This is a genomic window from Aeromonas sp. S15(2024) (assembly GCF_041402265.1).
Taxonomy (GTDB): Bacteria; Pseudomonadota; Gammaproteobacteria; order Enterobacterales; family Aeromonadaceae; genus Aeromonas; species Aeromonas dhakensis.
Genome location: NZ_JBGLQY010000014.1, coordinates 85,147 through 108,257 on the forward strand (window position 1 = coordinate 85,147; position 23,111 = coordinate 108,257).

Sequence of the window (23,111 nt, forward strand, 5' to 3'; positions counted from 1 at the left end):
GCGGTTGTAAATGGGAGAGAACAGTCGGCACCCGGGCGGGCGCCGACTATAGGAAACAGCTGACTTAACCGCGGCCTTCGGCGATGGCAGCAACGGCAGCCAGCTCGGCGGCTTCCTGCTCTTGCTGCTCATAACGGTCCTGGGTGTCCATCACCTGGTTGTTCACCAGACCCAGTTCGATCTCACGCAGGGCGATCACGGTCGGCTTGTCGTTCTCTTCGTCAACCAGGGGATCTTTGCCTTGAACCGCGATTTGACGGGCGCGGCGTGCGGCGACCAGCACCAGGTCAAAACGGTTACCTACCTGTTTTACAGCATCTTCTACAGTAACGCGTGCCATGCAGGACTCCAGTGTTTGGGCTTTCTCGGTTTAAAAAAGCGGTGTTTAAAAATGACGCAAAAGTTTACTTGTTTTTGGCCTATTCTGCCAGTAGCTGTTGCAGCAAGTTTTGTTGGGCCTGCTGCTGCTGGCGCAATTCCAGCCGTTGGCACTCGATGATGGCCCTGAGCTGGAACAGCGCCTGCTCAAAGTCTTCGTTGATGATGACATAGTCATACTCGTCGTAGTGCACCATTTCGGCAATGGCTTTATCCATCCGGCCCTTGATCACCTCGGCACTGTCCTGGCCGCGGCCGATCAGGCGGCGCTCCAGCTCTTCGCGGCTGGGGGGCAGGATGAAGATGGACTTGGTCGGCATCTGCTCGCGGATCTGGCGGGCACCCTGCCAGTCGATGTCGAGGAAGACGTCGATGCCCTGCGCCAGGCAGGCTTCGATGGCGGCGCGGGAGGTGCCGTAGTAGTTGCCGAACACCTCTGCCCACTCCAGAAAGTCGCCACGCTCGATCAGCGCCTTGAATTCTTCCACCTTGACGAAGTGGTAGTGTACCCCGTGCTCTTCACCGGGACGGGTGGCGCGGGTGGTGTGGGAGACCGACAGCTGCATCTTGCCTGCGCTGTTGTGCTTGGTCAGCAAGGCATTGAGCAGGCTGGATTTACCCGCTCCGCTCGGGGAGGAGATGATATAGAGAGTGCCTTGTTGCGCCATGTCTGTACCTTTAATCTAAACCCGTGTTTTGGTTGTAGCAGAGGCCGCCGTCTTGTGCCCGAAAGGGAGACAGCCAAATCCGAAACGCGGAAAATTCTTGAAGAAGAGGGATGTAAAGGCGGCGAATTTTAACAGAAGGCGGCGGATAAAAAAACGGCCGGAATCATATTCCAGCCGATCAAAGTATTCGTAGCTTGCTGCGGGAGCGTAACCCACATCAGCCCTCATTCTGCCTGCCGTTGCGGGGGCGGGCCAGCAGATTATCCCTGCCGCTGGCTTCGGGATTTCCGAGTTACGCGCATCATCAGCGCGGCAGTTGACGCTCGATGCAGAGGCGGTCGAAGGCGGCGATGACCCGTTCGCTGGTGATTTTGCCCATGGCGTCCGGATCCTTGAGGCGGGTGCGCCAGCCAAGCTCGGCCAGCGGCTTGCCGGTCTCCTGCTCAATCAGCTCCTGATAGACGCTGACCGCGTAGTCGCGGCACAGATAGGGGCCGGTACGATCCGGGTTGTGATGGGCATAGAGGCCGAGCACCGGCGTACCCACCAGGGTGGCCATGTGAGCCGGGCCGGTATCGGGAGCCAGCACCAGGCTGGCCTCCTTGATCAGCGCCAGCAGTTGCTTGAGGTTGGTCTGCCCCACCAGATCCACCGGCTTGCTGTGGCTTAAGCGCTGAATATTGGCGGCCAGATCCTGTTCCAGCTTGGCCGGCCCGCCACACAGATAGACCTGAAACCCCTTGCTGGCGGCGTGATCCGCCAGTGCGGCATAGCCGGCGGCAGTCCAGTTCTTGAAGGCCTTGCTGGCGGCGGCACAGATGAGCAGGGTCGGCTTGCCGCCGATCTTCTCCTTCGCCCAGGCCTGGTGCTCGGCGCTGATGGGCAGTTGCCAGTCAGGGGTCAGATCCTGGATGCCAAGCTCTTTGGCGAAGGCGAGGAAACCGTCCAGCACGTGAGGCGAGGCGGGGGATGGCACCTTGTGATTGGTGAACAACCACTGGCCGTCGCTGGCCCGTTCCCGATCAAACCCGAGCTTGACCTTGGCCTTGATGCCGAGGGTGGCGATGCTGGCCCGCATGGCCGCCTGCAGGTGCAACAGGGCATCGAACCTGCGCCCCTTGAGGGCCTGCCAGAGCTCGCGATAGCCGCGCCAGCCCTTGCTCTTGTCGAAGGGGATGACCTCGACCCCGGGCAGATCGGCAAACAGGGTCGCCTCAATCTTGCCGGTGATCCAGGTGATGCGGGTCTGGGGCCAGGCCCGCTGGATGACGCGCACCAGCGCCAGCGCGTGGCAGCAGTCGCCGATGGCGGAGAGCCGCAGGATGCAGATGGAGGAGGGCGGCGTTTGGAACAGCGGCATGATGTGGCGCAACGATGGCAAAATGGATGGATGGCATTATGCAAACTCCCCTGTGGATTGTAAAATTGCGCACGACTGGCAGCCGGCCCCACCGGGCCCCTGTTGCCCTGGCCCTGAGCGCCAACCCGTAGCGATGACCGACCGGAATGACCAAGATGCAAATTCAGACCGAACACAACCAGATCTGCTGGTATGCCGAAGGGGCGTTTCGCGACCCTTCTCCCGAGCTGTTTGATCCGGCCTGGTGGCAGAACAACCGGCAGGTGGTGGGTACCTCCATCGGCCGCGGTGTGACCTGGTTCGTGAAGGATGAATCCCGCCACCTGGTGCTGCGTCACTACTATCGCGGCGGCATGGTGGGCAAGGTGGTGCGGGATCGCTTCTGGTTCGAGGGAGTGGAGTCTAGCCGGGCCATGGCCGAATACAGCCTGCTGGCCAAGTTGAGCGCCCAGGGGTTGCCGGTGCCGCGCCCGTTTGCCGCCCGCATGGCCAAACAGGGCCCCTTCTACCGGGCCGACATCCTGATCGAGCGCATCCGCGGCGCCAAGGATCTGGTCGCCCTGCTCAAGCAGGGGCCGATCGCCGGCGAGGTGTGGCACAAGGTGGGCCAGACGGTGCGCCAGTTGCACGACGCCGGGGTCTATCACGCCGATCTCAACAGCCACAACCTGTTGCTCGACAAGGAGGGCAAGGTGTGGGTGATCGACTTCGACAAGGGGGCCATCCGCTCGCCCGGCAACTGGCAGCAGGCCAACCTGGAACGCTTGCTGCGCTCCTTCAACAAGGAGTCCCAGCTGCATACCAGTTTTCACTTCGTACCGGAGAACTGGCAGGCCCTGATGAACGGCTATCAAGGAAAAGCGAGCTGACCCTGTTGCTCGGCGCGAGAGCCAATGTTACTTATTGAGAAGGTCTTCAGATTCGGTGTCGAGGCGCTCGATGGACATGCTCAAGGCTCCCCTCAGGGAGGCAATTACCCGGTTTGATCTGGCGCTGATGGCGGATGCCATCGCCTTGCTGGAGGCAGGGCTCTGGAGCTGGAGTCCGCAGCAGGGCGTGCAGCGAGATCTCTCCTGTCTGCGGCTACTGGGATTGAACGAAGCCGGTCTGGATGATCTCGGCTGGCTGGAGCGGGTGCACCCCGACGATCTGGGGAGCCTGCAGGAGGCGCAACTGGCCTGCCAGAGCGGGCGGGTGGCCCAGATCCGGCTCGAATACCGGATCCTGCATCACGATGGCCACTATGTTCGGCTGGAAGAGCGGGCCAGGCGCGATGTCCACGGCCAGGTGCTGGGGGTGGTGCGTCTGCTCGAACCGCAGGCAGTGCAGGTGGAGGAGCGGCACGGTACCGATCCCCTCACCGGGCTGGAGAGCCGCAGCCGCTTCGAACAGCTGCTCGATGAGCGGCTGGCCAGCGCCAGCGGCAGTTTCAGCCTGCTGCAATTCACCGTCGATCACAGAGCCAAGATCCAGCAGCTGTTTGGCGAGGCGGCCTGCGACGCCATGCTGGCCAAGCTGGCCCGCATCGTGCGCCACGAACTGCGGCGGGAAGATCCCTTCGCCCGCTGGGACGAAGACGGCTTCATCCTGATGCTCTCCCAGACCGACCGACTGAGCGGCCTCGAGATTGCCGAGCGACTGCGGATGGAGATCGCCGATGCCAGCCTGTTGCCGCAACGGCCGGTGACCGTCAGCATCGGGCTGGTGCAGAGTCAGGCCGGCGAGCAGATCGATCACCTGCTGGCCCGACTGGCCACCTGTCACGGTCAGGCCAGACGGGAGCACAACACAGTCGTTGGCTGATTTTTAGTCAGCGTTCACTTACCCCATGACGCTGGCACACCCAGAGGGAGGCCAGCATCAGCAGGCCGCCCAGGCTGAGCCTGAGCAGGTCGGTATCCTTGCCCCACAGCACTAGGTTGACCAGAAGACCCGCCGGGATCAGGGCGTTGTTCATGATCGCCAGCACCCCGCTGCTGACCTGGGTCGCCCCCTTGTTCCACAGGAAGTAACCAAGGCCCGAGGCACCGATCCCCAGCCACAGCAATATGCCCCACTGCAGGGCGCTGGTGGGGTATTGCGGCGTGCCGAGCAGCCACCAGGCGGGCAGGGCCACAGCCAGGGCGCCCAGATAGAAGCAGCCGAACACCGCCAGTTGCGGCGGTTGCTGTTCCTCCCGCGCCAGCAGTACCTTGTAGCCCACCTGACCCAGGGCGAAGCAGACGTTGGCACCCTGCACCACCAGGAAGCCCAGCACGTAGCTTTCGGTCAGCCCGTCGAAGCGGATGACGGCCGCCCCCAGCACCGCCAGCAGTGCTCCCCACAGATAGACCGGCTTGAAGCGCCGCTCCAGCAGATCGTGGATCAGGGTGACGTAGATGGGGGTGAAGATGGTGAACACCAGAACTTCCGGCACCGTCAGCAGCAGGAAAGAGTGGTAATAGAACAGATACATGATGCCGAGCTGGGTGGCGCCGAGGGCCATCAGCTTGGCCACCAGGTCGGGCCGCAACCAGCGTCGTCTGAGAAAAGGCAGAAACACCAGGCTGGCGAGCACGATGCGGGTCAGCACCGAAAAGTAGGCATCCACCTGGCCGGCGAGATAGACCCCGATCAGGCTGAAGGAGAATGACCAGAGCAGGGTAACCCCTATCAAGTAGTTCATGTGGTTGATTTGTCGTCAGTTGTCAATTTTGAAGGGGGCTATGATGGCCGAGAAGGAAGCCTTGATCCAGCGTTTATGGCGCCAGTTGCCACAGATCGGAGCATTTGCCTTTAGCGCGAGCAACGGGGCAGGCTCCGCCACCGACTGGAGTGGCAGCGGCGAGGGGGAGGTGGTGGTGACCGATCACCAGGGCGGCTGGTTGTTTGTCGAGACGGGTCGCTATACCACGCCCCATGGCCGGGTGCTGACCATGCACAATCGTTTCTGGTGGCAGCGCGGCGAGCAGGGGATCCGGCTCTCCCATCTGCGCTATGAACAGCCGGTGGTGCTGTTCGAGCTGCTGCCTCAGACGGATGGTCGCTGGCTCACCGCCGAACCCCATCTGTGTGGCCAGGATCACTACAGCGCCGAGCTGACGCCGACCGAGGGCGGTTTTCTGCTCGGCTGGCAGATCACAGGCCCGCGCAAGAACGAGCGGCTGAGTTATCGCTATCTGGCGTGATGGGACGGCAAGGTTGCCAGGCGGGCATAAAAAAACCGGCGCAGAGCGCCGGTAGAGGGGACAAATCGGAGGTTTTTTTAAAACGGTCCCAAAAACAGGAGAGATACACTCTCGTCACACATTCAGAAACAGAGGTCAGGCGCTCAACGCATAGCTCAGCATGGCTTGCAGCTTGCTGTCGAAGAACCAGGGCAGCAGCACCATCAACAGCCCGAGCAGACCCACCAGCCGCTGGCGATACTGCCAGCCGGCGATCACCACCAGGCCGCCGCAGAGCGTGGTCAGGATGCCTGACATAGGGCAGCCTCCCGCTGGACGCGGCGCTGCTGGGCCCACTGGTTGAGGGCGACCGAGCCCAGGATCAGGGCCAGTGCCACGCCGGTGGTGGACTGGATCTGCTCGCCGAGGAACAGGGCACCCAGCATGACGCCGAACAGCGGCACCAGGTAGTTGCTGAAGGAGGCGAAGGTCGGGCCCGCCTTCTGGATCAGCGCCATGTAGAGGAAGTAGACCAGACCGGTACAGAACACCCCGAGCACCGCGACGGCGCCGATGGCCTGCTGGCTCGGCAGGGTGAGCGCGCTCAGATCGGTGACGAACGGTGCGGCCAGCAGCAGCTGGATGGCCGAGGAGATCAGGATGTTGCGTGCCACGACCACCGGGTGGTCCTTGGCGAAGCGCTTGATCATCAGCAGGCCGATGGCGAAGCAGCTGGCACCGAACAGGATGGCCATGGCGCCGAGCAGGCCGGCATTCATCCCGCTGGCCAGTTTCGGCCAGAACAGCACCAGTACGCCGACGAAGCCGATGATCACGGAGACGAGACCGCCCTTGGTGATTTTTTCACCGGAAACCAACAAGGGTGCCATCAGGATGGTGACAAACGGGATACAACCCATTACCACGGCGGCGATGGCGCTATCCACATACTGTTGACCCCAGGCCACCATGATGAAGGGCAGGGTGGCATCGAGCAGGGCGATCAACATGTAGGTACGCCACGGGGTGTGCTCGCTCTTGAGACGCATGAACAGGCAGAGCAGACCCAGGGTCAGGCTGCCACACAAGGCGCGACCCGCTGCCACCATGATGGGGGGCAATTCGGTCACGGCCTGATGCATGAAAATGAACTGGGAGCCCCACAACAGGCCAATCGCCAGCAACAACAGATAGCTACGCATTTTAATCTCCGATGTAATTCGCCTGCGCATTCTATGCAATCTGCTACTATGCCAAAAATGAATTGTCGTCATCCAACCATGGTCAATATCGATGGAACTGCCCCTTTCCCGCCTAGACCTCAACCTGCTCACCGTGTTCGACATGCTGATGCAGGAGCGCAACGTCACCCGTGCCGCCGAGCGGCTGCACCTCTCCCAATCCACCGTCAGTCATGCGCTGGGGCGGCTGCGAACGGCGCTGGACGACCCTCTGTTCGTGATGAGCCGTCGCGAGATGATGCCGACCGAGCGCGCCAAGGCGCTGGCCGGTCCGGTGCGCCAGGCGCTGGCCATGTTGGAGCAGGGGTTGCGGCAGGCCAAGGGGTTCGACCCCGCCAGTGCGCGGCGGATCTTTCGTATCGCCACCCCGGGCTCGGTGGAGCATGGCCTGGTGCCGGCACTGGTGGAGCGGTTGCACCGGCATGCCCCTCACTGCCGGCTGGAGGTGTGCGAGCTGGCCAATAGCGACTACGAGCGGGAGCTGGAGAAGGGGGAGCTGGATCTGGTGATCGGTTTCGCCGATGCCAACCACCTCTCGCCCCGGCTGTGGCGCGAACCCTGGTTCAACAACCCGCTGGTCTGTCTGTCGCCCCTTGGCAGCGAGCTGCCGGACGTGCTGGGGCCGGACGATCTGGTCAGCCGGCCCCATATCCACACTTCCAGCTGGGGTCACAGCCAGGCCATGGTGGATCTCTGGCTGGCCCGCTTCGGGGTGGAGCGGGAATTGGGTGTCCGCCTGCCGAGCTTTATGGCGGTGCCGCCGCTGATGGCCACCGGCCGCTATTTGGTGGTGGTGCCCGAGATGATCGGGCGCCACTTCTGCCGCTACTATCCGCTGCGGCTGCACCAGCTGGACCCCGCCATCCCCATCGTCTATCTGATGGCGGGCCACCCGCTCACCGCCCATGACGAGGCGATCGGCTGGTTCAAGGGGCTGTTGCACCGGCTGGCGTTCGAGCGCTACGGCGCGGATGCGCTCGGCAGCCCGGCGCAGCGCGGGGCGGATCAGTTCAATCCGGCGAAGTAGTCGAGCCCCATCGCTCCCTTCACCTCGGCCAGCACCTCGTCGGTCAGGGCGCGCGCCTGCTCGGTGCCCTGCTGCAACAGGCGCAGCAGCTGGCGCTTGTCGGCGATGGCCGCCTCGCGCCGTTCCCGCATCGGGGCGAGCAGGGTCTGCAGGCAGTCGTTGAGCACCTGCTTGCAGCGCATGTCCCCCAGCCCGCCGCCCTGATAATGGGCCTTCATCTCGGCCACCAGTGCCTTGTCGGGGTGGAAGGCATCCAGATAGGCGAACACCGTATTGCCCTCCACCTGACCCGGATCGCTCACCTTGAGGTGGTTGGGGTCTGTATACATGGCGAACACCGCCTGCTTGATCTCGTCGCTCGACATGCCGAGCTCTATGGTGTTGCCGAGGGACTTGGACATCTTGGCCTTGCCGTCGATGCCGGGCAGGCGGCCGGTGTCGCTCAGAATGGGCTGGCACTCGGTCAGCACCTCCTTGCCAACCAGAGAGTTGAAGCGGCGCACTATCTCGTTGGTCTGCTCCAACATGGGCAGCTGATCCTCGCCCACCGGCACATGGGTGGCGCGAAAGGCGGTGATGTCGGCGGCCTGGCTGACCGGATAGATCAGGAAGCCGGCCGGCAGGCTGCGCTCGAACCCTTTCTGCTGGATCTCCGCCTTGACGGTGGGGTTGCGCTCCAGCCGGGCGACGCTGACCAGGTTGAGGTAATAGGTCGTCAACTCGGCGAGGGCGGGCAGGGCGCTCTGCAGGCAGAAGGTGGTCTTGGCCGGGTCGAGGCCGGCGGCCAGGTAGTCGGCCATCACCTCCAGCACATGGTCGGTCACCTTGGCCGGGTTGTGGCCGTTGTCGGTCAGCGCCTGCAGATCGGCGATCATCACGAACTGACGGTAATTGTGCTGGGCGGCCACGCGCTGGCGCAGCGAGCCGACGTAGTGGCCGATGTGCAGTTTGCCGGTGGGGCGGTCGCCGGTCAGGATAACGGGGTTGTGCATGTCACTCTCTCCAGTTGGGTGAGCCGGGAGGCGACAAAGGGATGAAAACAATGACCGCCTCTCGGCGGTCACGGTGTTTTCTTTGGGAAATTTTACATAGAAAAGCAGTGCCGCCTGTTTAAGAGCAGCACCACCAGTAGTTGTGATTGAACGAGGTCATATTCATGGCAAATCAAACTACGCCTGTTCGGTTATTTCTGCAAGGGGACGACCAGCAGATCGCAGGGCACGGTATTCATCAGCTGGCGCGCACTCGAAGTGAGCAGGCTCCAGAAGCTCTGGCGGTGGCCGCACACCAGCAGGTCGATCTGATAATCCCTGACCGCCTGGTTGACCCGCTCGCTCAAATCGCCGCAGATCACCAGCTTCTTCTCGATGGGGTAGTCCACCGAGGCCAGGAAGGCTTCCAGCTTCTCTTTCGCCTCGGCGATCACCTGGTCCTGCACGTTGTCGATGTCGATATCGATCATCTCGGTGTAGAGATCCTTGAGGTCCACATCGACATGGATCACCGACAGCTTGGCGCCGTTGGAGCGGGCCCGGTCGACCGCCTTCTCGATCACCTTGCGGTTGTCTTCCGAGAGGTCGATCGCGGCCAGTATGTGTTTGTAATAGGTTCCATTCATGGGAGTTCTCCTCACTGATCCTGAGTCCACTATACCAATGTCTGCTGAAACTAAAATGGTGTCCCCGGCACAGTTTTGGGATTTAAAAGAGTGTCCTATGGAGCTTGCTGTCGATGATGGGCAATAAACTGGCGATAAATCGAACAGGAGTTTGAAGCAGGTCACACCCGCCGGCTTGCCCGTAGCCGGTGACAGGCATAGGATGTGCCCGTGTTTCGCAATGAACACAAAACAACAAAAAGCATCTGAATACCGCTTTGGGGAGCCTCGCGCTCCCTTTTGTTTTTCTGCCCTCTTCCCGCCGATATTCCGCCCGACATCAAGGTAATCCCGCCCCGCTTGGTTATGCTGTAGCCAGTTCCCTTGGCAAACCGTGGCGCGCCGCTGCGTCCCACGGTCGTTCCTGCTGTCGTGTTCCTTTCCCGGAGACTCCTTGATGATCATTCATCCGCAAATCCAGGGCTGCGTCGCCCGCAACTGTCACCCCATCGGCTGCCGCGCCGCCGTGCTGCAGCAGATCGCGCGGATCCGGGCGGCGGGCCCGTTCAACGGGCCGAAACGGGTGCTGGTGCTGGGGGCCTCGTCCGGCTTCGGGCTGGCGTCGCGCATCGCCCTGGCCTTCGGGGCCGGGGCCGACACCATTGGCGTGTCGTTCGAACGCGGCCCCTCCGACAAGGGGCTGGGCAGCGCCGGCTGGTACAACAACATCTGGTTTCGCACGGAGGCGGAACAGGCTGGCCGCGTGGCCATCAACCTGATCGGCGACGCTTTCTCAGACCAGATGCGTCAGCAGGCCATCGACGTCATCCGCCAGCAGCTCGGGCAGGTGGATCTGGTGATCTACTCGCTGGCGAGCGGCATCCGGGTACTGCCGGACGGTACTCAGGTGCGCTCCGTGCTCAAGACCACCGGCCAGCCATTCAGCGGCTGGGGGCTGGATCTGGAACAGGACACCCTGGTGCAGCAGTCGCTGGATCCGGCCACCCCGGAGGAGATCCGCGACACCGTCAGCGTGATGGGGGGCGAGGATTGGCAGCTCTGGCTGCAGGCACTGCTGCAGGCAGATTGCCTGGCGCCCGGCGCCCAGACGGTGGCCTACTCCTATATCGGCCCCGAATCGACCTACCCCCTCTATCGGGACGGCACCATCGGTTACGCCAAGGAGCACCTGCACGCCACCGCCGAGACCATCAACCTGCAGCTGGCGGAGATTGGCGGCCACGCCTGGGTGTCGGTTTGCAAGGCGCTGGTGACCAAGGCGAGCGCCTTTATTCCGGTGTTGCCTGTCTATCTGGGCTTGTTGATGGGGGTGATGAAGGAGCGCGGGGTGCACGAAGGCTGCATCGAGCAGATGCAGCGGCTGTTCGCCAGCAAGATATACGGCCCGCAAGGGGTGGTGGCTGACGGCAACCGACTGATCCGGATGGATGACCACGAGCTCGACCCGGCCGTGCAGGCCGCCGTCTCGGCGCTCTGGTCCAAGGTGACGCCGGACAACTTCCACGCGCTGGGGGATTTTGCCGGGCTGCGGCAGGACTTCATGCAGCTCAACGGCTTCGAGCTGGCGGGGGTGGACTATGGCGAGCCGGTGGATGTCGCCTCCTTCACCGAGTTGCAGCCCTGAGTCAGGGGAGGCTGTGGCTCAGGCCACGCTGCTGGCCAGTGCCTCCGGTTCTTCGGGGTTGCCAGGCTCCGCGGCCAGTATGGTCTGATTGCGGCCCTGGCGCTTGGCCTGATACATGGCCATGTCGGCCCGGTGGATGAGCTGGCCCAGCCCGTCATCGGCGGCCGAGCGGCCGGCCACCCCGATGCTGATGGTCATGCGCGGCTGTTCGATCTGGCCGATGCGCTGGCGCAGTTGCTCTGCCAGATACCAGCAATCCGCCGCCGGCAGCGGCACCGCTACCAGAAACTCCTCGCCACCCCAGCGCCCGACCAGCTGCAGGTCGGGTGCCCAGGATCTCAGCTCCCGCGCCAGCCGCTGAATAGCCCTGTCCCCTGCCTGATGGCCATGACGGTCGTTGATCTGCTTGAAGTGATCGATGTCGATGATGATCAGGGTGAGCGGTCCCTCCTGCTGCCAGCGGCTGGCCAGCCGCTCCAGCAGGGCACGGCGATTGGGCAGCTCGGTCAGCTGATCGAAGGTGGCCAGCTTGTAGAGGTGGCGTGAGCTGCGGTGCAGCCGATGGGTGGTGAGTCCGAGCAGCAGCAGGGCACCGGCCAGCAGGCCGACCAGCATCAGCTGGTAGTGGCGGGCACTCTGTTGATGCAGCAGCTGCTGGCGCTTGTTCTCGTTCTCCTGCTGCAGCACCCGGTTGCTGGCCTCGCTGCGGGCCAGATCCATCTCGGCCTGGAAGGCGGCGGCATGCTGGCTCAGGGTCTGGTTGAAGTGCTGCTTGTAGTCGCTCACGTATTCGCTGAGCGCCTGGTAGGCCTCCGGGTAGCGCCCCTGGTCCGCCAGCAGACTGGCCTGCAGCGCCTTGCTGGCGGCCCCCGCACTCCCCTGGCTGGTCAGCACCTGCAGCGCCAGCTGTTTCTCGCCGCTGCCCTGCAGCGCCCGGGCCCGGGTCTCCTGCAGGCGCATGCCGGCTTCCGGGTAGCCCAGCTGCCGATACAACGCCTGTGCCTCGTCCAGGGTGCGCAGGGCGCCGACCCAGTCGTGCTGGGCGTTGAGCGCCATGGCCTGATAGCCGAGGATGATGGCACGGTAATCCGGCGCCAGATCCGGGTTGCTGAGCAGATTGTCCAGCAGCCGCCTGGCCTGGGCGGGGCGATCCGTGTCTATGTAGAGCCGCGCCATGTTGGCGCGGATGATGATCTGGTTGTTGGGCTCGCCCAGCTGCACCATGCGTTGCAGCGCCTCCAGATAGTAGCCTTCGGCTTCCCGCGCTAGGTTCAGATCGGCATAGAGGTTGCCGAGGGTCATCAGCAGGCGGGCACACTGCAAGCTGGCGATGGGGGAGTCCGGTACCGATTGTTTGAGGCGAAAGGCGGTCTTGAGTTCGGCGATGGCCGGGCTCAGTTGCTGGGTGCGGTAGAGGGCGAGCCCGTTCAGGGCGTGCCACTCCGAGGTCTGTTGCGGATGGCCGGCAACGGCGGGTCTGAGCTGCTCCAGCAGGGTGAGCGCCTGATCCGGCGCCTCGGTATCCAGGGTGAGGGCGATCTGCTGCAAGCGGAAGTCGAGCAGGCGCAGGGTCTCCTGCTGGGCGCTGGCCAGCCCGCGGGCCCGGGCGTTGTCGAGCAGGGCCTGTGGATAGCGCCCCAGCGCGGCCTGGGCCAGGGACCTGGCGTAGAACAGTTCCATATCCTGCTGGGGACTGGCGTCGAGGCGCTGCAGATAGCCGACGGGATCGCGCGCCGCCTGCAATTCAGCCTCTTTCAGCAAGGAGGGAGCTGCCTGCAACTGGGTCATCCAGAGCAGCGCCAGTGCCATTATGAATCTCATTGAATCCTTTCCCCGACCACTGGCGCCATCATAATGGCTGAATCCGCTTACACCATGTTTCTTTGCTTCTCTATAACCGTATGGGGGATAGGATGAGGCGAAAAGCTGTCACAACTGGGATCTTCGGCCGCGCTATCTGGTTGCGTCGGGCTGCAACTGTGGCGACAATCGTGACCAAATCACAGTGGAGAATCATCATGTTGGCCAAAGCCATGATCGAGAAGTTGAACGAGCAGATTAATCTTGAATTCTATTCCTCCAACCTCTACCTGCAGATGAGCGCCTGGTGCGAGGACAAGGGCTTCGAGGGGGCCGCCACCTTCCTGCGCCAGCATGCGGTCGAGGAGCGCCAGCACATGGAGCGCCTGTTCACCTACGTGAGCGAGACCGGTGCCATGCCGCTGCTGGGTGCCATCGATGCCCCTCCCCACGAGTTCAAGTCGCTGGGCGACATCTTCCGCACCACCCTCGAGCATGAATACCACATCACCAAGTGCATCAACGGCCTGGCTCACGTGGCGTTCACCACTCAGGACTACTCCACCTTCAACTTCCTGCAGTGGTACGTGGCCGAGCAGCACGAAGAGGAGAAGCTGTTCAAGAGCATCGTCGATCGTCTGAGCCTGGTGGGCGAGGACGGCAAGGGCCTCTACTTCATCGACAAGGAGCTGGCCGAGCTGGCCAAGGGCGCCCCGGCCAGCATCATGGATGGCAACGCCTGATAGTCGTGGACACTTAGTGTTCAGCCAGTACAATGACGGCCCCTCTTAACAGGGGCCGTTTTCTGTTGCAAATGTCCTGCAACCGCTGGGCTGGTGTCTGCCGGGTACAATGACGGTCTCTCGTTTGAACAGGGGCCGTTTTTCTTTTGATGGGTGAGTGATGATGAAGCAGTTTGATGTGGTGGTGATCGGCGCCGGGGCGGCCGGCTTGATGTGTGCGGCCCAGGCCGGTTATCGGGGCCGCTCCGTGCTGGTGCTCGACAATGCCAAGAAGCCGGGCCGCAAGATCCTCATCAGCGGCGGCGGCCGCTGCAACTTCACTAACCATCAGGCCGGCCCCCACGCCTTTCTCTCGGCCAACCCCCACTTCTGCAAGTCGGCGCTGGCGCGCTACACCCAGCAGGATTTCATCGATCTGGTAGACCGGCACGGCCTGAACTATCACGAGAAGACCCTGGGCCAGCTCTTTTGTGACGAGAGCGCCAAGGAGATCGTCGACATCCTGCTGACCGAGTGCGACTGGGCGGGCGTGGCCCTGCAGTTCCAGACCGAGATCCTCACCGTCAGCAAGGGCGAAGAGGGCTTCGTGCTGACCACCAGTCAGGGAGAGATAACCTGCCACTCGCTGGTGGTGGCCACCGGCGGCCTCTCCATGCCGAAGCTCGGTGCCACCCCCTACGGCTTCAAGCTGGCGGAGCAGTTCGGCCTCAAGGTGCTGCCGACCCGTGCCGGGCTGGTGCCCTTCACCCTGCATCAGGCAGATAAAGAGGCCTTCGCCGATCTGGCCGGGGTCAGCCTGCCGGTGGCGGTGACCGCCGAGGATGGCACCTGCTTCAAGGAGGCCATGCTGTTCACCCATCGCGGTCTCTCCGGCCCCGCCATCCTGCAGGTCTCCTCCTTCTGGCTGGCGGGGGAGAAGATCCACATCAACCTGCTGCCGGAGCTCGACATCGCCGCTACCCTCAGGGAGTGGGCCCAGGCCCATCCGGCACAGGAGCTGAAAACCGTGCTGGGGCGCGAGCTGCCCAAGCGCTTCGTCGACAAGCTGGTGGAGCTGGGCCAGCTGGTCAGCAAGCCGATGCGCCAGTACAACGAGCGGGAGCTGGAGGCGGTAGCCACCCTGCTGGGGGATTGGCAGATCCTGCCGAACGGCACCGAGGGTTATCGCACCGCCGAAGTGACCCTGGGGGGAGTGGATACCAACGAACTCTCCTCCAAGACCATGGAGGCGCGCAAGGTGGCCGGCCTCTACTTCATCGGCGAAGTGGTGGACGTGACCGGCTGGCTCGGTGGCTACAACTTCCAGTGGGCCTGGTCCTCCGGTTGGGTCGCCGGGAAGTACTGCTGACCACCCCTTGTTCTCATCCACTTCAGACGCGGCCGCTCAGGCCGCGTTTTTTATGGGTTGCATTCCTCGCGGGGTGGCCCGCTATCCCTTTCTAAGAGTCGGCAAGAACACGGTCAGCAGGCCGATGAGCGGCAGATAGGCGCAGACCCGGTACACGGTTTCGATGCTGGTGGCATCGGCGAGCTGGCCGAGCAGAGCCGCCCCTATGCCCCCCATGCCGAAGGCGATACCGAAGAACAGGCCGGAGATGGTGCCGACCTTGCCGGGGACCAGCTCCTGGGCGTAGACCAGGATGGCGGAGAAGGCCGAGGCCAGGATCAGGCCGATGATGACCGAGAGCACCGAGGTCCAGAACAGGTCGACATGGGGCAGCAGCAGGGTGAAGGGGGCGACGCCGAGGATGGAGATCCAGATCACCCGCTTGCGGCCGATGCGATCGCCGATCGGCCCGCCGAGCACGGTACCTGCCGCGACCGCAAACAGGAAGGCGAACAGATAGAGCTGGGCGCTCTCCAGCGACAGGCTGAACTTGTCCATCAGGTAGAAGGTGTAATAGCTGCTGAGACTGGCCATGTAGAAGAATTTGGAGAACATCAGTAGGCCGAGGATGGCCAGCGACCAGCCGATCTGGCGGCGGCTCAGACCGTGACCGAGGTGCGACTTCATCCGTTTGTGGAAGTTGGCGGCGTGGTGGCTGGACCAGCGTCCGACCAGGCTGAGCACGATGACGCCGACCAGCGCGAACAGCGAGAACCAGGCCGCGCTGCCCTGGCCTTGCGGCACTACGATCAGCGCGGCGAGCAGCGGGCCTATGGCCGACCCCAGATTGCCGCCGATTTGGAACAGCGATTGCGCCAGCCCGGGCTGACTGCCGGCCGCCATGCGGGCGACTCGGGACGATTCCGGGTGGAACACTGACGAGCCGATGCCGATCAGCATGGCCGACAGCAGCACGGCACCGAAACTGGCCGCCTGCGACAACGACAGCAAGCCGATCATCGTAAAACCCATGCCGAATGGCAATGAATAGGGCATGGGCCGGCGGTCGGTGTAGAGGCCGATGAGCGGCTGCAACAGCGAGCCGGTGAACTGGTAGGTGAGGGTGATGAGGCCGATCTGGGTGAATGACAGGTTGAGGCCGAGCTTGAGCAGCGGATAGATGGCCAGCAGCACCGACTGCATCATGTCGTTCAACAGGTGCGAGAAGCTGATGGCGGCGATCACCGGATAGCTGGTGCGATTCAAGGCATCGTGCGCGGCAGCGGCGGCGAGTGGCTGATCGGTACTGAGGCTCTTTTCCATGAGGGCGGGTTCTGTGAGTCTGGGTATGGCTTAACATGCCTGATCCCGACGCGTCTGGACACCACAAAGTGGTGAGTGCGGGGATGTGCAGTCCAGATATGAACGGATCATTGCTCGGTGCTTGTGCTTGTGCTTGTGCTCGGCGGGCGGAGGATTAGTATAGAAACCTCGTCGTCGCATTATGTGGGTCGCTACCCGCCATGGAGGGATCATGTTTGAGAGCCTGGGAGTCATCAACGTCTGGACCTACCTGAGCTGGCTGTTTTCCAGGTCCAGAGGGGCGCGCCATGTTTGAGAGCCTGGGTGTCATCAATGTCTGGACTTATCTGGTCGGGCTCTTCTTCATCATCATAGCGCCGGGGCCCAACTCGATTTATGTGCTGCGCACCGGGGCTAGCCGCGGCGTCGGCCCGGGCTACCAGGCGGCCCTCGGTGTCTTCGTCGGCGACGCCATCCTGATCTTCTGCGCCTATCTGGGCATCGCCTCCCTCATTCGCACCACCCCCTTGCTGTTTACCCTGGTGCGCTACCTGGGGGCCATCTACCTGCTCTATCTCGGGGTGAAGATCCTGCACGCCAACTTTATCGCCAGGCGGGAAGGGCAGGCGTCCGTGGTCGAGCACGGCGAGCGCTACTTCTCCAAGGCGCTTACCTTAAGCCTCACCAACCCCAAGGCGATCCTGTTCTACGTCTCCTTCTTCGTGCAGTTCGTCGACTTCAACTATGCCCACACCTGGCTCTCCTACCTGGTGCTGGCGAGCATGCTGGAGGCCATGAGCTTCGTCTATCTGACCCTGCTGATCTTCGGCGGCACCCTGATGGCCCGCTTCTTTGCACGCAAGGTACGCCTCGCCAGACTCGGCAACGGCCTCATTGGCCTCTTCTTCATGGGCTTCGCCGCCCGGCTGGCCACGTTGTCATCCTGAACCCCGACAAGGGGAAGTCGCGGCCTTCCCTATCCGGTCGGCTGGGGTAAACTACTGCGCTTTATCATGAGGGGATCAGTCCCTCATGCTTGCCTTCCACGTGTCATGGCGAGAGATAATTCAGTTGTGTTCCCTGGTTGCAATCGGTCGGATGGTCTCATGCTCGAAAATCAGATGATGTTGTTGGCGGTGTTCGAACGGGCGGCGCTGATGCTGATGACCCTGTTCTTCCTGACCCGTACCCGGCCGTTCCAGCGGTTGTTCCAGAAGCGGGACCACACCCCGGCCGAACTGGTGCTGGTCGCCGCCATCTTCTGCCTGTTTGCGGTGTTCAGCACCTATACCGGCATCCCCATAGAGGGGGCGCTCATCAACGTGCGGATCATCGCCATCATCTCGGGCGGCATCCTGTTCGGCCCCTGGGTCGGCATTCCGGCCGGGGTCATCTCCGGCCTGCACCGCTACCTCATCGACATGGATGGCCACACCTCTATCCCGTGTCTCATCGCCAGCATCATCGCCGGCCTGCTCGCCACCTGGCTGCACCTGCGCTGCCGCAAGTCGCGGCTCTGGCTCTACGGCATCCTGGCGGGCATGGCCTGCGAGGGGCTGACCATGCTGCTTATCTGGCAGCTGACCGAGCCCCATGCAGTGGGGGTCGAGATCGTCAGCCACATCGCCTATCCGATGATCGCCGGGGCGCTCTGTATCGGCCTCATCATCAAGCTGGTGCAGGACCTGGACGACGAGAAGGAGCTGATTGCCGCCAAGCAGGCCAAGCTGGCGCTGGACATCGCCAACAAGACGCTGCCGTTTTTCCAGAACATCGATCGTCACTCACTGAGCCAGGTGTGCGCCATCATTCGCAGCGAGATCAGCGCCGATGCGGTGGCCATCACCGACACCCGCGACGTGCTGGCCTATGTTGGGGTGGGCAAGGATTACTACGAGCTGGACGAGCACCACGCCATCAGCGCCATGACCCAGCGGGCGGTGCTGCTGGATCAGATCATCATCAACAACGATCTGCGCCAGTACCACCTGGCCGATTTCCACTCGGTCATCATTATTCCGCTGCGGGAGAACGGCGCCGTCAGTGGCACCCTCAAGATCTACTACCGCCGCACCCACAGCATCACCAGCTCCCTCAAGGAGATGGCGGTGGGCCTCTCCCAGCTCATCTCCACCCAGATGGAGGTGTCGCGCATCGAGCAACTGAAAGAGATGACTCGCAAGGCGGAGTTCACCGCGCTGCAGAGCAAGATCAACCCGCACTTCCTGTTCAACGCCCTCAACGCCATCTCGTCGTTGATCCGCATCCGGCCCCAGCAGGCGCGCCAGCTCATCGCCAATCTGGCGGACTACCTGCGCTACAACCTCAACAAGGGGGACACCCTCATCGACATCCAGGAGGAGCTGCAGCAGGTGCGCGACTACGTGGCCATCGAGCAGGCCCGCTTCGGCGACAAGCTGGAGGTGGTGTTCGAGGTGGATGACGTGCACATTCAGGTGCCGAGCCTGCTGTTGCAGCCGCTGGTGGAAAACGCCATCCTGCACGGCATCCAGCCCCGCAGTGCGCCGGGCAGGGTCACCATCGAGGTGAAACAGCTGGCGGGCGGCATTCGGGTAGCGGTGCGCGATACCGGTTACGGCATCAGCCAGGAGGTGATCGATGGGGTCGCCGCCGGGCGGGTGGAGAGCCGCAGCATCGGCCTGATGAACGTGCATCAGCGGGTAAAGCTGCTCTATGGCGACGGGCTGCACCTCAAGCGGCTGGAGCCGGGTACCGAAGTGAGTTTCTATCTGCCGGATCAGGAGTCGATGCCATGCTGAAAGCCATCATAGTGGAAGATGAATACCTCGCCCGCGAGGAGCTCATCTATCTGGTAAATCAGCACAGCCAGATCGAGATAGTGGCGAGCTTCGAGGACGGGCTGGAGGCGTTCAAATACCTGCAGGATCACGAGGTGGACGTGGTCTTCCTCGACATCCAGATCCCCTCCATCGACGGCCTGCTGCTGGCCAAGAATCTGCACAAGTCGAGCCATCCGCCCCACATCGTCTTCGTCACCGCCTACAAGGAGTTCGCAGTGGAGGCGTTCGAGCTGGAGGCGTTCGACTACATCCTCAAACCCTACAACGAGCCGCGCCTCATCAGCCTGCTGCAAAAGCTCGAGCTGGCGGGCAAGTCGCAGACAGGGCAGGGGAGCGAGCCGGGCACGCCACACAATCGCACCGTCAACCTGGTGAAGGGGGAGCGCATCATAGTCACCCCCTGCGAGCAGATCTATTACGCGGAAGCCGACGAGAAGCTGACTCATGTCTACACCCGCGATGATCGCTACGTGATGACCATGACCCTCAGCGAGTTCGTCAGCCGGCTGCCCGCCGAGGGGTTCTTCCGTTGCCACCGCTCCTACTGCGTCAACATCAACAAGATCCGCGAGATAGTGCCCTGGTTCAACAGCACCTATCTCATCCGGCTCCATGACCTGCCGTTTGAGGTGCCGGTCAGCCGCAGCAACATCAAGGCGTTCCGTCAGCTGATGCGGCTCTGATTGTCATTCATTCCCGCCGATCTGCATTTCATGCCTTAATCGGTCGGCGGGAGTGGCGTCTTGCCTATAGTGGCCCCAGTTTCCTTAAGGCCATTGACCGAGACGCATCATGACCATCGATCTGAATCGCACCCGCTATCTCACCCTGTTGGGGACCATCATCACCCAGTTCGCGCTGGGATCCGTTTACACCTGGAGCCTGTTCAACGCCCAGCTCTCCGACAAGCTGGACGAGCCGGTCAGCCAGGTCGCCTTCGCCTTCGGCCTGCTCAGCCTCTCCCTGGCGGTGGCCTCCTCCCTGGCGGGCAAGCTGCAGGAGCGGTTCGGGGTGCGCAACGTCACCCTGGGTGCCGGCGTGCTGCTCGGCATCGGCTTCTTCCTCACCGCCCACGCCAGCAACCTGGCGATGCTCTACCTCTGTGCCGGCATCCTGGTCGGTTTTGCCGACGGTACCGGCTACCTGATGACCCTCTCCAACTGCGTGAAGTGGTTCCCGGAGCGCAAGGGGCTGATCTCCGCCTGTTCCATCGGTGCCTATGGCCTCGGCAGCCTGGGCTTCAAGTACATCAACCTGCTGCTGCTCTCCAGCAACGGCCTGGAGACCACCTTCCAGCTGTGGGGGCTGATCGCCATGTCCATGGTGCTGGTGGGTGGCATGCTGATGAAGGATGCGCCCAAGCAGGCCACCGCCGTGCAGCAGAGCGAGAGCCGCGACTTCACCCTGGCCGAGGCGATGCGCAAGCCGCAGTACTGGATGCTGGCGCTGATGTTCCTCACCGCCTGCATGAGCGGTCTCTACGTCATCGGCGTGGCCAAGGACATCGGCGAGAACATGGTGGGCCTGCCGGCCGTGGTCGCCGCCAACGCCGTCGCCATCATCGCCATGGCCAACCTGGGTGGCCGGCTGGTGCTGGGCATCCTCTCCGACAAGATGTCCCGCATCCGGGTCATCACCATCGCCCAGCTGATTACCCTGGCGGGCATGGCGCTGCTGCTGTTCGTGCCGCTCAACGCCAACCTCTTCTTCGTGGCGGTGGCCTGCGTGGCGTTCAGCTTCGGTGGCACCATCACCGTCTACCCCTCCCTAGTGAGCGACTTCTTCGGTCTCAACAACCTGACCAAGAACTACGGCGTCATCTATCTGGGCTTTGGTCTGGGCAGCATCATCGGCTCCATCGTCGCCTCCCTGTTCGGCGGCTTCATGGCGACCTTCAACCTGATCCTGGTGTTGCTGGTGGTGGCGCTGGTGCTCTCCCTCACCATCCGCCTGCCGGCGCCGGTATCGGTGGAGCGGGCCTGATCACCTTCTTACCGCAGCAAGCAATGAAAAGACCCGGGCCTGGCCCGGGTCTTTTTTTGTGCGCGGCTCAGGGCTCAGCGTGGCGGCAGCCCCAACAGCTGGCGCACCCGCTGGCAGGTCTCTTCCACCGTTGGCCAGTCGGCGGCGGTGATGGTGACATGGCCCATCTTGCGGCCGGGGCGGGGCTCTCCCTTGCCGTAGAGGTGCAGATGCACGCCGGGCAGTACCAGCAGGGCGGCCCAGTCAGGCGTGCCGTTTTGCCAGAGATCCCCCAGCAGGTTGAGCAACATGGCGGGGCGCACGGCGATCCGGGCGGGCAGCGGCAGATCGCACAGGGCGCGCACCTGCAGCTCGAACTGGCTGCACTCGGCGTTGTCGAGGCTGGGGTGGCCCGAGTTGTGGGGGCGGGGTGCCAGCTCGTTGACCAGCAGTTTGCCTGCCACCAGGAAGAACTCCACCGTCAGCACGCCGACGTAGTCGAGGGCGGCGATCAGCTGTTCGGCGATACGTCTGGCGTCGGCCTCCAGCGCTGGTACGTTGGCCGGGGAGCGGGTCTGATCCAGAATGCCGCCGCTGTGCCAGTTCTGCACCAGCGGCAGGGCACCGATGGCACCGCTCGGGCTGCGGGCCAGGGTCAGGGAAAACTCACCCTCCAGCGGCAGGCGCTTCTCCAGCACGCAGGGCACGCCGCTGGCGGCCAGCACAGCCGGCAGCTGGTCGGCGGCCTGAATGGTCCACTGGCCTTTGCCGTCGTACCCTTCGCGGGCAGTCTTGAGGATGGCGGGGAAGAGGTCGTTGGGCAGGGCCAGCAGCGGCTCGCCCGGCTGCAGGGTCTGGTTGGGGGCGACCGGGATGCCGGCTCTGCTCAGGAAGGCCTTCTCTTCGCGGCGATCCTGACAGATGCGCACGGCACCGGCGGCCGGTCGTACCGGCTTGTACTGCTCCAGCAGGGCCAGGGCGGTGGCCGGTACGTTCTCGAACTCGCAGGTGACGGCGGCGCAGCGGCTGGCCAGATCGTGCAGCGCCGTCGGGTCGTCATAGGCGGCGACAATATGGTGATCGGCAGCCGCACCGGCGATGCTGGCAGGATCGGGGTCCAGTACCGCCACCTTGTAACCGAGGCGGTGGGCGGCCATCACGAAGTAGCGGCCGAGCTGGCCGCCCCCCAGCATACCGAGGGTGGCGGGTGGCAGTATCATGCCGGGTCCTCCAGGGTGAGGGCCAGCACCCGGTCGCGTTCGTTGGCGCGAAAACCGTCGAGCTGCTGCTGGTAGCGAGGGGCATCGCCGTCTTGCGCGACGGAGAGCAGGGAGACCGCGAACAGGCCGGCGTTGGCGGCGCCCGCCTCGCCGATGGCGAAGGTGGCGACCGGCACCCCCTTGGGCATCTGCACGATGGAGAGCAGGGAGTCCATCCCCTTGAGCTGGCGGGTCGGGATGGGCACACCCAGCACCGGAAGGGTGGTCTTGGCGGCCACCATGCCCGGCAGATGGGCGGCGCCGCCAGCCCCGGCGATGATGGCGCGCAGGCCACGCTCACGGGCGCTGGCGGCATATTCAAACAGCAGATCCGGGGTGCGGTGGGCCGAGACCACGCGCGCCTCATAGGGGACGCCATGCTCCTTGAGGATGCGGGCGGCAGCCTGCATCACGGGCCAGTCGGAGTCGGATCCCATTACCAGGCCGATCAGGGGAGGGGTGTTCATGGCTATGACTCCTTGCAGTAAAACGTTTGTCTCTGGGTGGCAAAAAGAGCCGGCAAGCCGGCTCAGAATTTTTCGGGTCGGACGATCTCGACCGGTTGTAAAAAGGCGACCATGGCATAGTCGGGGTAGTAGCGACTCTGCAGGTGGGCGAGCAGGCGCTCCGCCTGTTCGCGGCTGCAGATCGCTTCCAGCCGGATGTTGCCGCTCTCGCTCCAGCTGGCGTTGCGCTCACCGTGGTCACCGCGGCCTCTGGCATCGGTGATGGTGTAGCCGCGCAGCCCCTCGCGGGTGAGGGTGCGCAGCAGGGTGGGTTCCAGGTTTGCTTCCGTGATGACGGTGAGCAGGGTGCGGATCTCGGTCTGCATGT

24 protein-coding genes are annotated in these 23,111 nt (G+C 63.2%); 11 read left to right on the plus strand and 13 right to left on the minus strand.

What is annotated here, in order from left to right; genetic code table 11:
• Positions 1-64 precede the first annotated feature (64 nt).
• The 3 genes from rpoZ to ACB033_RS20615 form a co-directional block, all read right to left on the minus strand.
• Positions 65-340 carry a DNA-directed RNA polymerase subunit omega gene (gene rpoZ / locus ACB033_RS20605; RefSeq protein ID WP_005307060.1) on the minus strand — a complete coding sequence of 92 codons (276 nt, stop codon included), beginning with the start codon at positions 338-340 and terminating at the stop codon, positions 65-67.
• A 79-nt stretch (positions 341-419) separates the two neighbouring features.
• Positions 420-1,046 carry a guanylate kinase gene (gmk, locus tag ACB033_RS20610; protein ID WP_010635638.1) on the minus strand — a complete coding sequence of 209 codons (627 nt, stop codon included), beginning with the start codon at positions 1,044-1,046 and terminating at the stop codon, positions 420-422.
• A gap of 304 nt (positions 1,047-1,350) precedes the next feature.
• Positions 1,351-2,406, minus strand: coding sequence for a glycosyltransferase family 9 protein (locus ACB033_RS20615; protein ID WP_139725589.1), 1,056 nt, complete (start codon positions 2,404-2,406; stop codon positions 1,351-1,353).
• A 155-nt stretch (positions 2,407-2,561) separates the two neighbouring features.
• Here ACB033_RS20615 and ACB033_RS20620 point away from each other — a divergent pair, with 155 nt between their 5' ends.
• Together ACB033_RS20620 and ACB033_RS20625 are read left to right on the plus strand one after the other, a co-directional pair.
• On the plus strand, positions 2,562-3,275 hold the full coding sequence (locus ACB033_RS20620) for a 3-deoxy-D-manno-octulosonic acid kinase (protein ID WP_026141425.1): 714 nt from the start codon (positions 2,562-2,564) through the stop codon (positions 3,273-3,275).
• A gap of 70 nt (positions 3,276-3,345) precedes the next feature.
• Positions 3,346-4,209 (plus strand): sensor domain-containing diguanylate cyclase, encoded by an 864-nt coding sequence (locus tag ACB033_RS20625; RefSeq protein ID WP_010635641.1) that lies wholly within the window; start codon positions 3,346-3,348, stop codon positions 4,207-4,209.
• Positions 4,210-4,216: 7 nt separating this feature from the next.
• Here ACB033_RS20625 and ACB033_RS20630 read toward each other — a convergent pair whose 3' ends face one another.
• Positions 4,217-5,071: a DMT family transporter gene (locus ACB033_RS20630; RefSeq protein WP_025202468.1), complete on the minus strand. Its 855-nt coding sequence runs from the start codon at positions 5,069-5,071 to the stop codon at positions 4,217-4,219.
• Positions 5,072-5,114: 43 nt separating this feature from the next.
• On the opposite strand from ACB033_RS20630, the gene ACB033_RS20635 reads away from it, so the two are divergent.
• Positions 5,115-5,573, plus strand: a complete 459-nt coding sequence (locus ACB033_RS20635) for a DUF6314 family protein (RefSeq protein ID WP_139725588.1) — start codon at positions 5,115-5,117, stop codon at positions 5,571-5,573.
• 135 nt (positions 5,574-5,708) lie between these two features.
• Here the strand turns inward: ACB033_RS20635 and ACB033_RS20640 are convergent, their stop codons facing one another.
• A complete protein-coding gene (locus ACB033_RS20640) occupies positions 5,709-5,870 on the minus strand; it encodes a hypothetical protein (RefSeq protein WP_005307030.1) in 162 nt (53 codons plus the stop codon).
• Positions 5,855-6,754 (minus strand): DMT family transporter, encoded by a 900-nt coding sequence (locus ACB033_RS20645; protein ID WP_010635645.1) that lies wholly within the window; start codon positions 6,752-6,754, stop codon positions 5,855-5,857. The genes ACB033_RS20640 and ACB033_RS20645 overlap by 16 nt, the downstream gene beginning before the upstream one ends.
• Positions 6,755-6,845: 91 nt before the next feature.
• On the opposite strand from ACB033_RS20645, the gene ACB033_RS20650 reads away from it, so the two are divergent.
• On the plus strand, positions 6,846-7,820 hold the full coding sequence (locus ACB033_RS20650) for a LysR family transcriptional regulator (RefSeq protein WP_095591711.1): 975 nt from the start codon (positions 6,846-6,848) through the stop codon (positions 7,818-7,820).
• Here the strand turns inward: ACB033_RS20650 and trpS are convergent.
• Both trpS and ACB033_RS20660 read right to left on the minus strand, forming a co-directional pair.
• Positions 7,799-8,812: a tryptophan--tRNA ligase gene (gene trpS, locus ACB033_RS20655; protein WP_139725587.1), complete on the minus strand. Its 1,014-nt coding sequence runs from the start codon at positions 8,810-8,812 to the stop codon at positions 7,799-7,801. The two genes, ACB033_RS20650 and trpS, sit on opposite strands and share 22 nt — an antisense overlap.
• Before the next feature lie 191 nt (positions 8,813-9,003).
• Positions 9,004-9,438, minus strand: a complete 435-nt coding sequence (locus tag ACB033_RS20660; protein WP_010635648.1) for a universal stress protein — start codon at positions 9,436-9,438, stop codon at positions 9,004-9,006.
• Positions 9,439-9,874: 436 nt separating this feature from the next.
• On the opposite strand from ACB033_RS20660, the gene fabV reads away from it, so the two are divergent.
• Positions 9,875-11,062: an enoyl-ACP reductase FabV gene (fabV, locus tag ACB033_RS20665; RefSeq protein WP_139725586.1), complete on the plus strand. Its 1,188-nt coding sequence runs from the start codon at positions 9,875-9,877 to the stop codon at positions 11,060-11,062.
• An 18-nt stretch (positions 11,063-11,080) separates the two neighbouring features.
• Here fabV and ACB033_RS20670 read toward each other — a convergent pair whose 3' ends face one another.
• Entirely contained in the window at positions 11,081-12,871 is a 1,791-nt protein-coding gene (locus ACB033_RS20670; RefSeq protein WP_139725585.1) for a GGDEF domain-containing protein, read from the minus strand.
• 209 nt (positions 12,872-13,080) lie between these two features.
• On the opposite strand from ACB033_RS20670, the gene ftnA reads away from it, so the two are divergent.
• Both ftnA and ACB033_RS20680 read left to right on the plus strand, forming a co-directional pair.
• On the plus strand, positions 13,081-13,605 hold the full coding sequence (gene ftnA / locus ACB033_RS20675) for a non-heme ferritin (RefSeq protein ID WP_005307011.1): 525 nt from the start codon (positions 13,081-13,083) through the stop codon (positions 13,603-13,605).
• 163 nt (positions 13,606-13,768) lie between these two features.
• A complete protein-coding gene (locus tag ACB033_RS20680) occupies positions 13,769-14,953 on the plus strand; it encodes an NAD(P)/FAD-dependent oxidoreductase (RefSeq protein WP_162519892.1) in 1,185 nt (394 codons plus the stop codon).
• A gap of 81 nt (positions 14,954-15,034) precedes the next feature.
• Here the strand turns inward: ACB033_RS20680 and ACB033_RS20685 are convergent, their stop codons facing one another.
• Entirely contained in the window at positions 15,035-16,255 is a 1,221-nt protein-coding gene (locus tag ACB033_RS20685; RefSeq protein ID WP_139725583.1) for an MFS transporter, read from the minus strand.
• A 287-nt stretch (positions 16,256-16,542) separates the two neighbouring features.
• On the opposite strand from ACB033_RS20685, the gene leuE reads away from it, so the two are divergent.
• From leuE to ACB033_RS20705, 4 genes are all read left to right on the plus strand, one after another.
• Positions 16,543-17,181 (plus strand): leucine efflux protein LeuE, encoded by a 639-nt coding sequence (gene leuE, locus ACB033_RS20690; RefSeq protein WP_025202475.1) that lies wholly within the window; start codon positions 16,543-16,545, stop codon positions 17,179-17,181.
• 159 nt (positions 17,182-17,340) lie between these two features.
• Entirely contained in the window at positions 17,341-19,014 is a 1,674-nt protein-coding gene (locus ACB033_RS20695) for a sensor histidine kinase (RefSeq protein WP_162519891.1), read from the plus strand.
• On the plus strand, positions 19,008-19,739 hold the full coding sequence (locus ACB033_RS20700) for a LytTR family DNA-binding domain-containing protein (RefSeq protein ID WP_005306995.1): 732 nt from the start codon (positions 19,008-19,010) through the stop codon (positions 19,737-19,739). Before ACB033_RS20695 ends, ACB033_RS20700 begins: the two co-directional genes overlap by 7 nt.
• A 109-nt stretch (positions 19,740-19,848) precedes the next feature.
• Positions 19,849-21,039: an MFS transporter gene (locus ACB033_RS20705; RefSeq protein ID WP_019839374.1), complete on the plus strand. Its 1,191-nt coding sequence runs from the start codon at positions 19,849-19,851 to the stop codon at positions 21,037-21,039.
• A 74-nt stretch (positions 21,040-21,113) separates the two neighbouring features.
• On the opposite strand, the gene ACB033_RS20710 is transcribed toward ACB033_RS20705, so the two are convergent.
• The 3 genes from ACB033_RS20710 to ACB033_RS20720 form a co-directional block, all read right to left on the minus strand.
• Entirely contained in the window at positions 21,114-22,238 is a 1,125-nt protein-coding gene (locus ACB033_RS20710; RefSeq protein WP_139725582.1) for a 5-(carboxyamino)imidazole ribonucleotide synthase, read from the minus strand.
• On the minus strand, positions 22,235-22,744 hold the full coding sequence (gene purE / locus ACB033_RS20715; RefSeq protein ID WP_005306988.1) for a 5-(carboxyamino)imidazole ribonucleotide mutase: 510 nt from the start codon (positions 22,742-22,744) through the stop codon (positions 22,235-22,237). Before purE ends, ACB033_RS20710 begins: the two co-directional genes overlap by 4 nt.
• 62 nt (positions 22,745-22,806) lie before the next feature.
• Positions 22,807-23,109, minus strand: coding sequence for a P-II family nitrogen regulator (locus ACB033_RS20720; protein WP_005306985.1), 303 nt, complete (start codon positions 23,107-23,109; stop codon positions 22,807-22,809).
• Positions 23,110-23,111 lie beyond the last annotated feature (2 nt).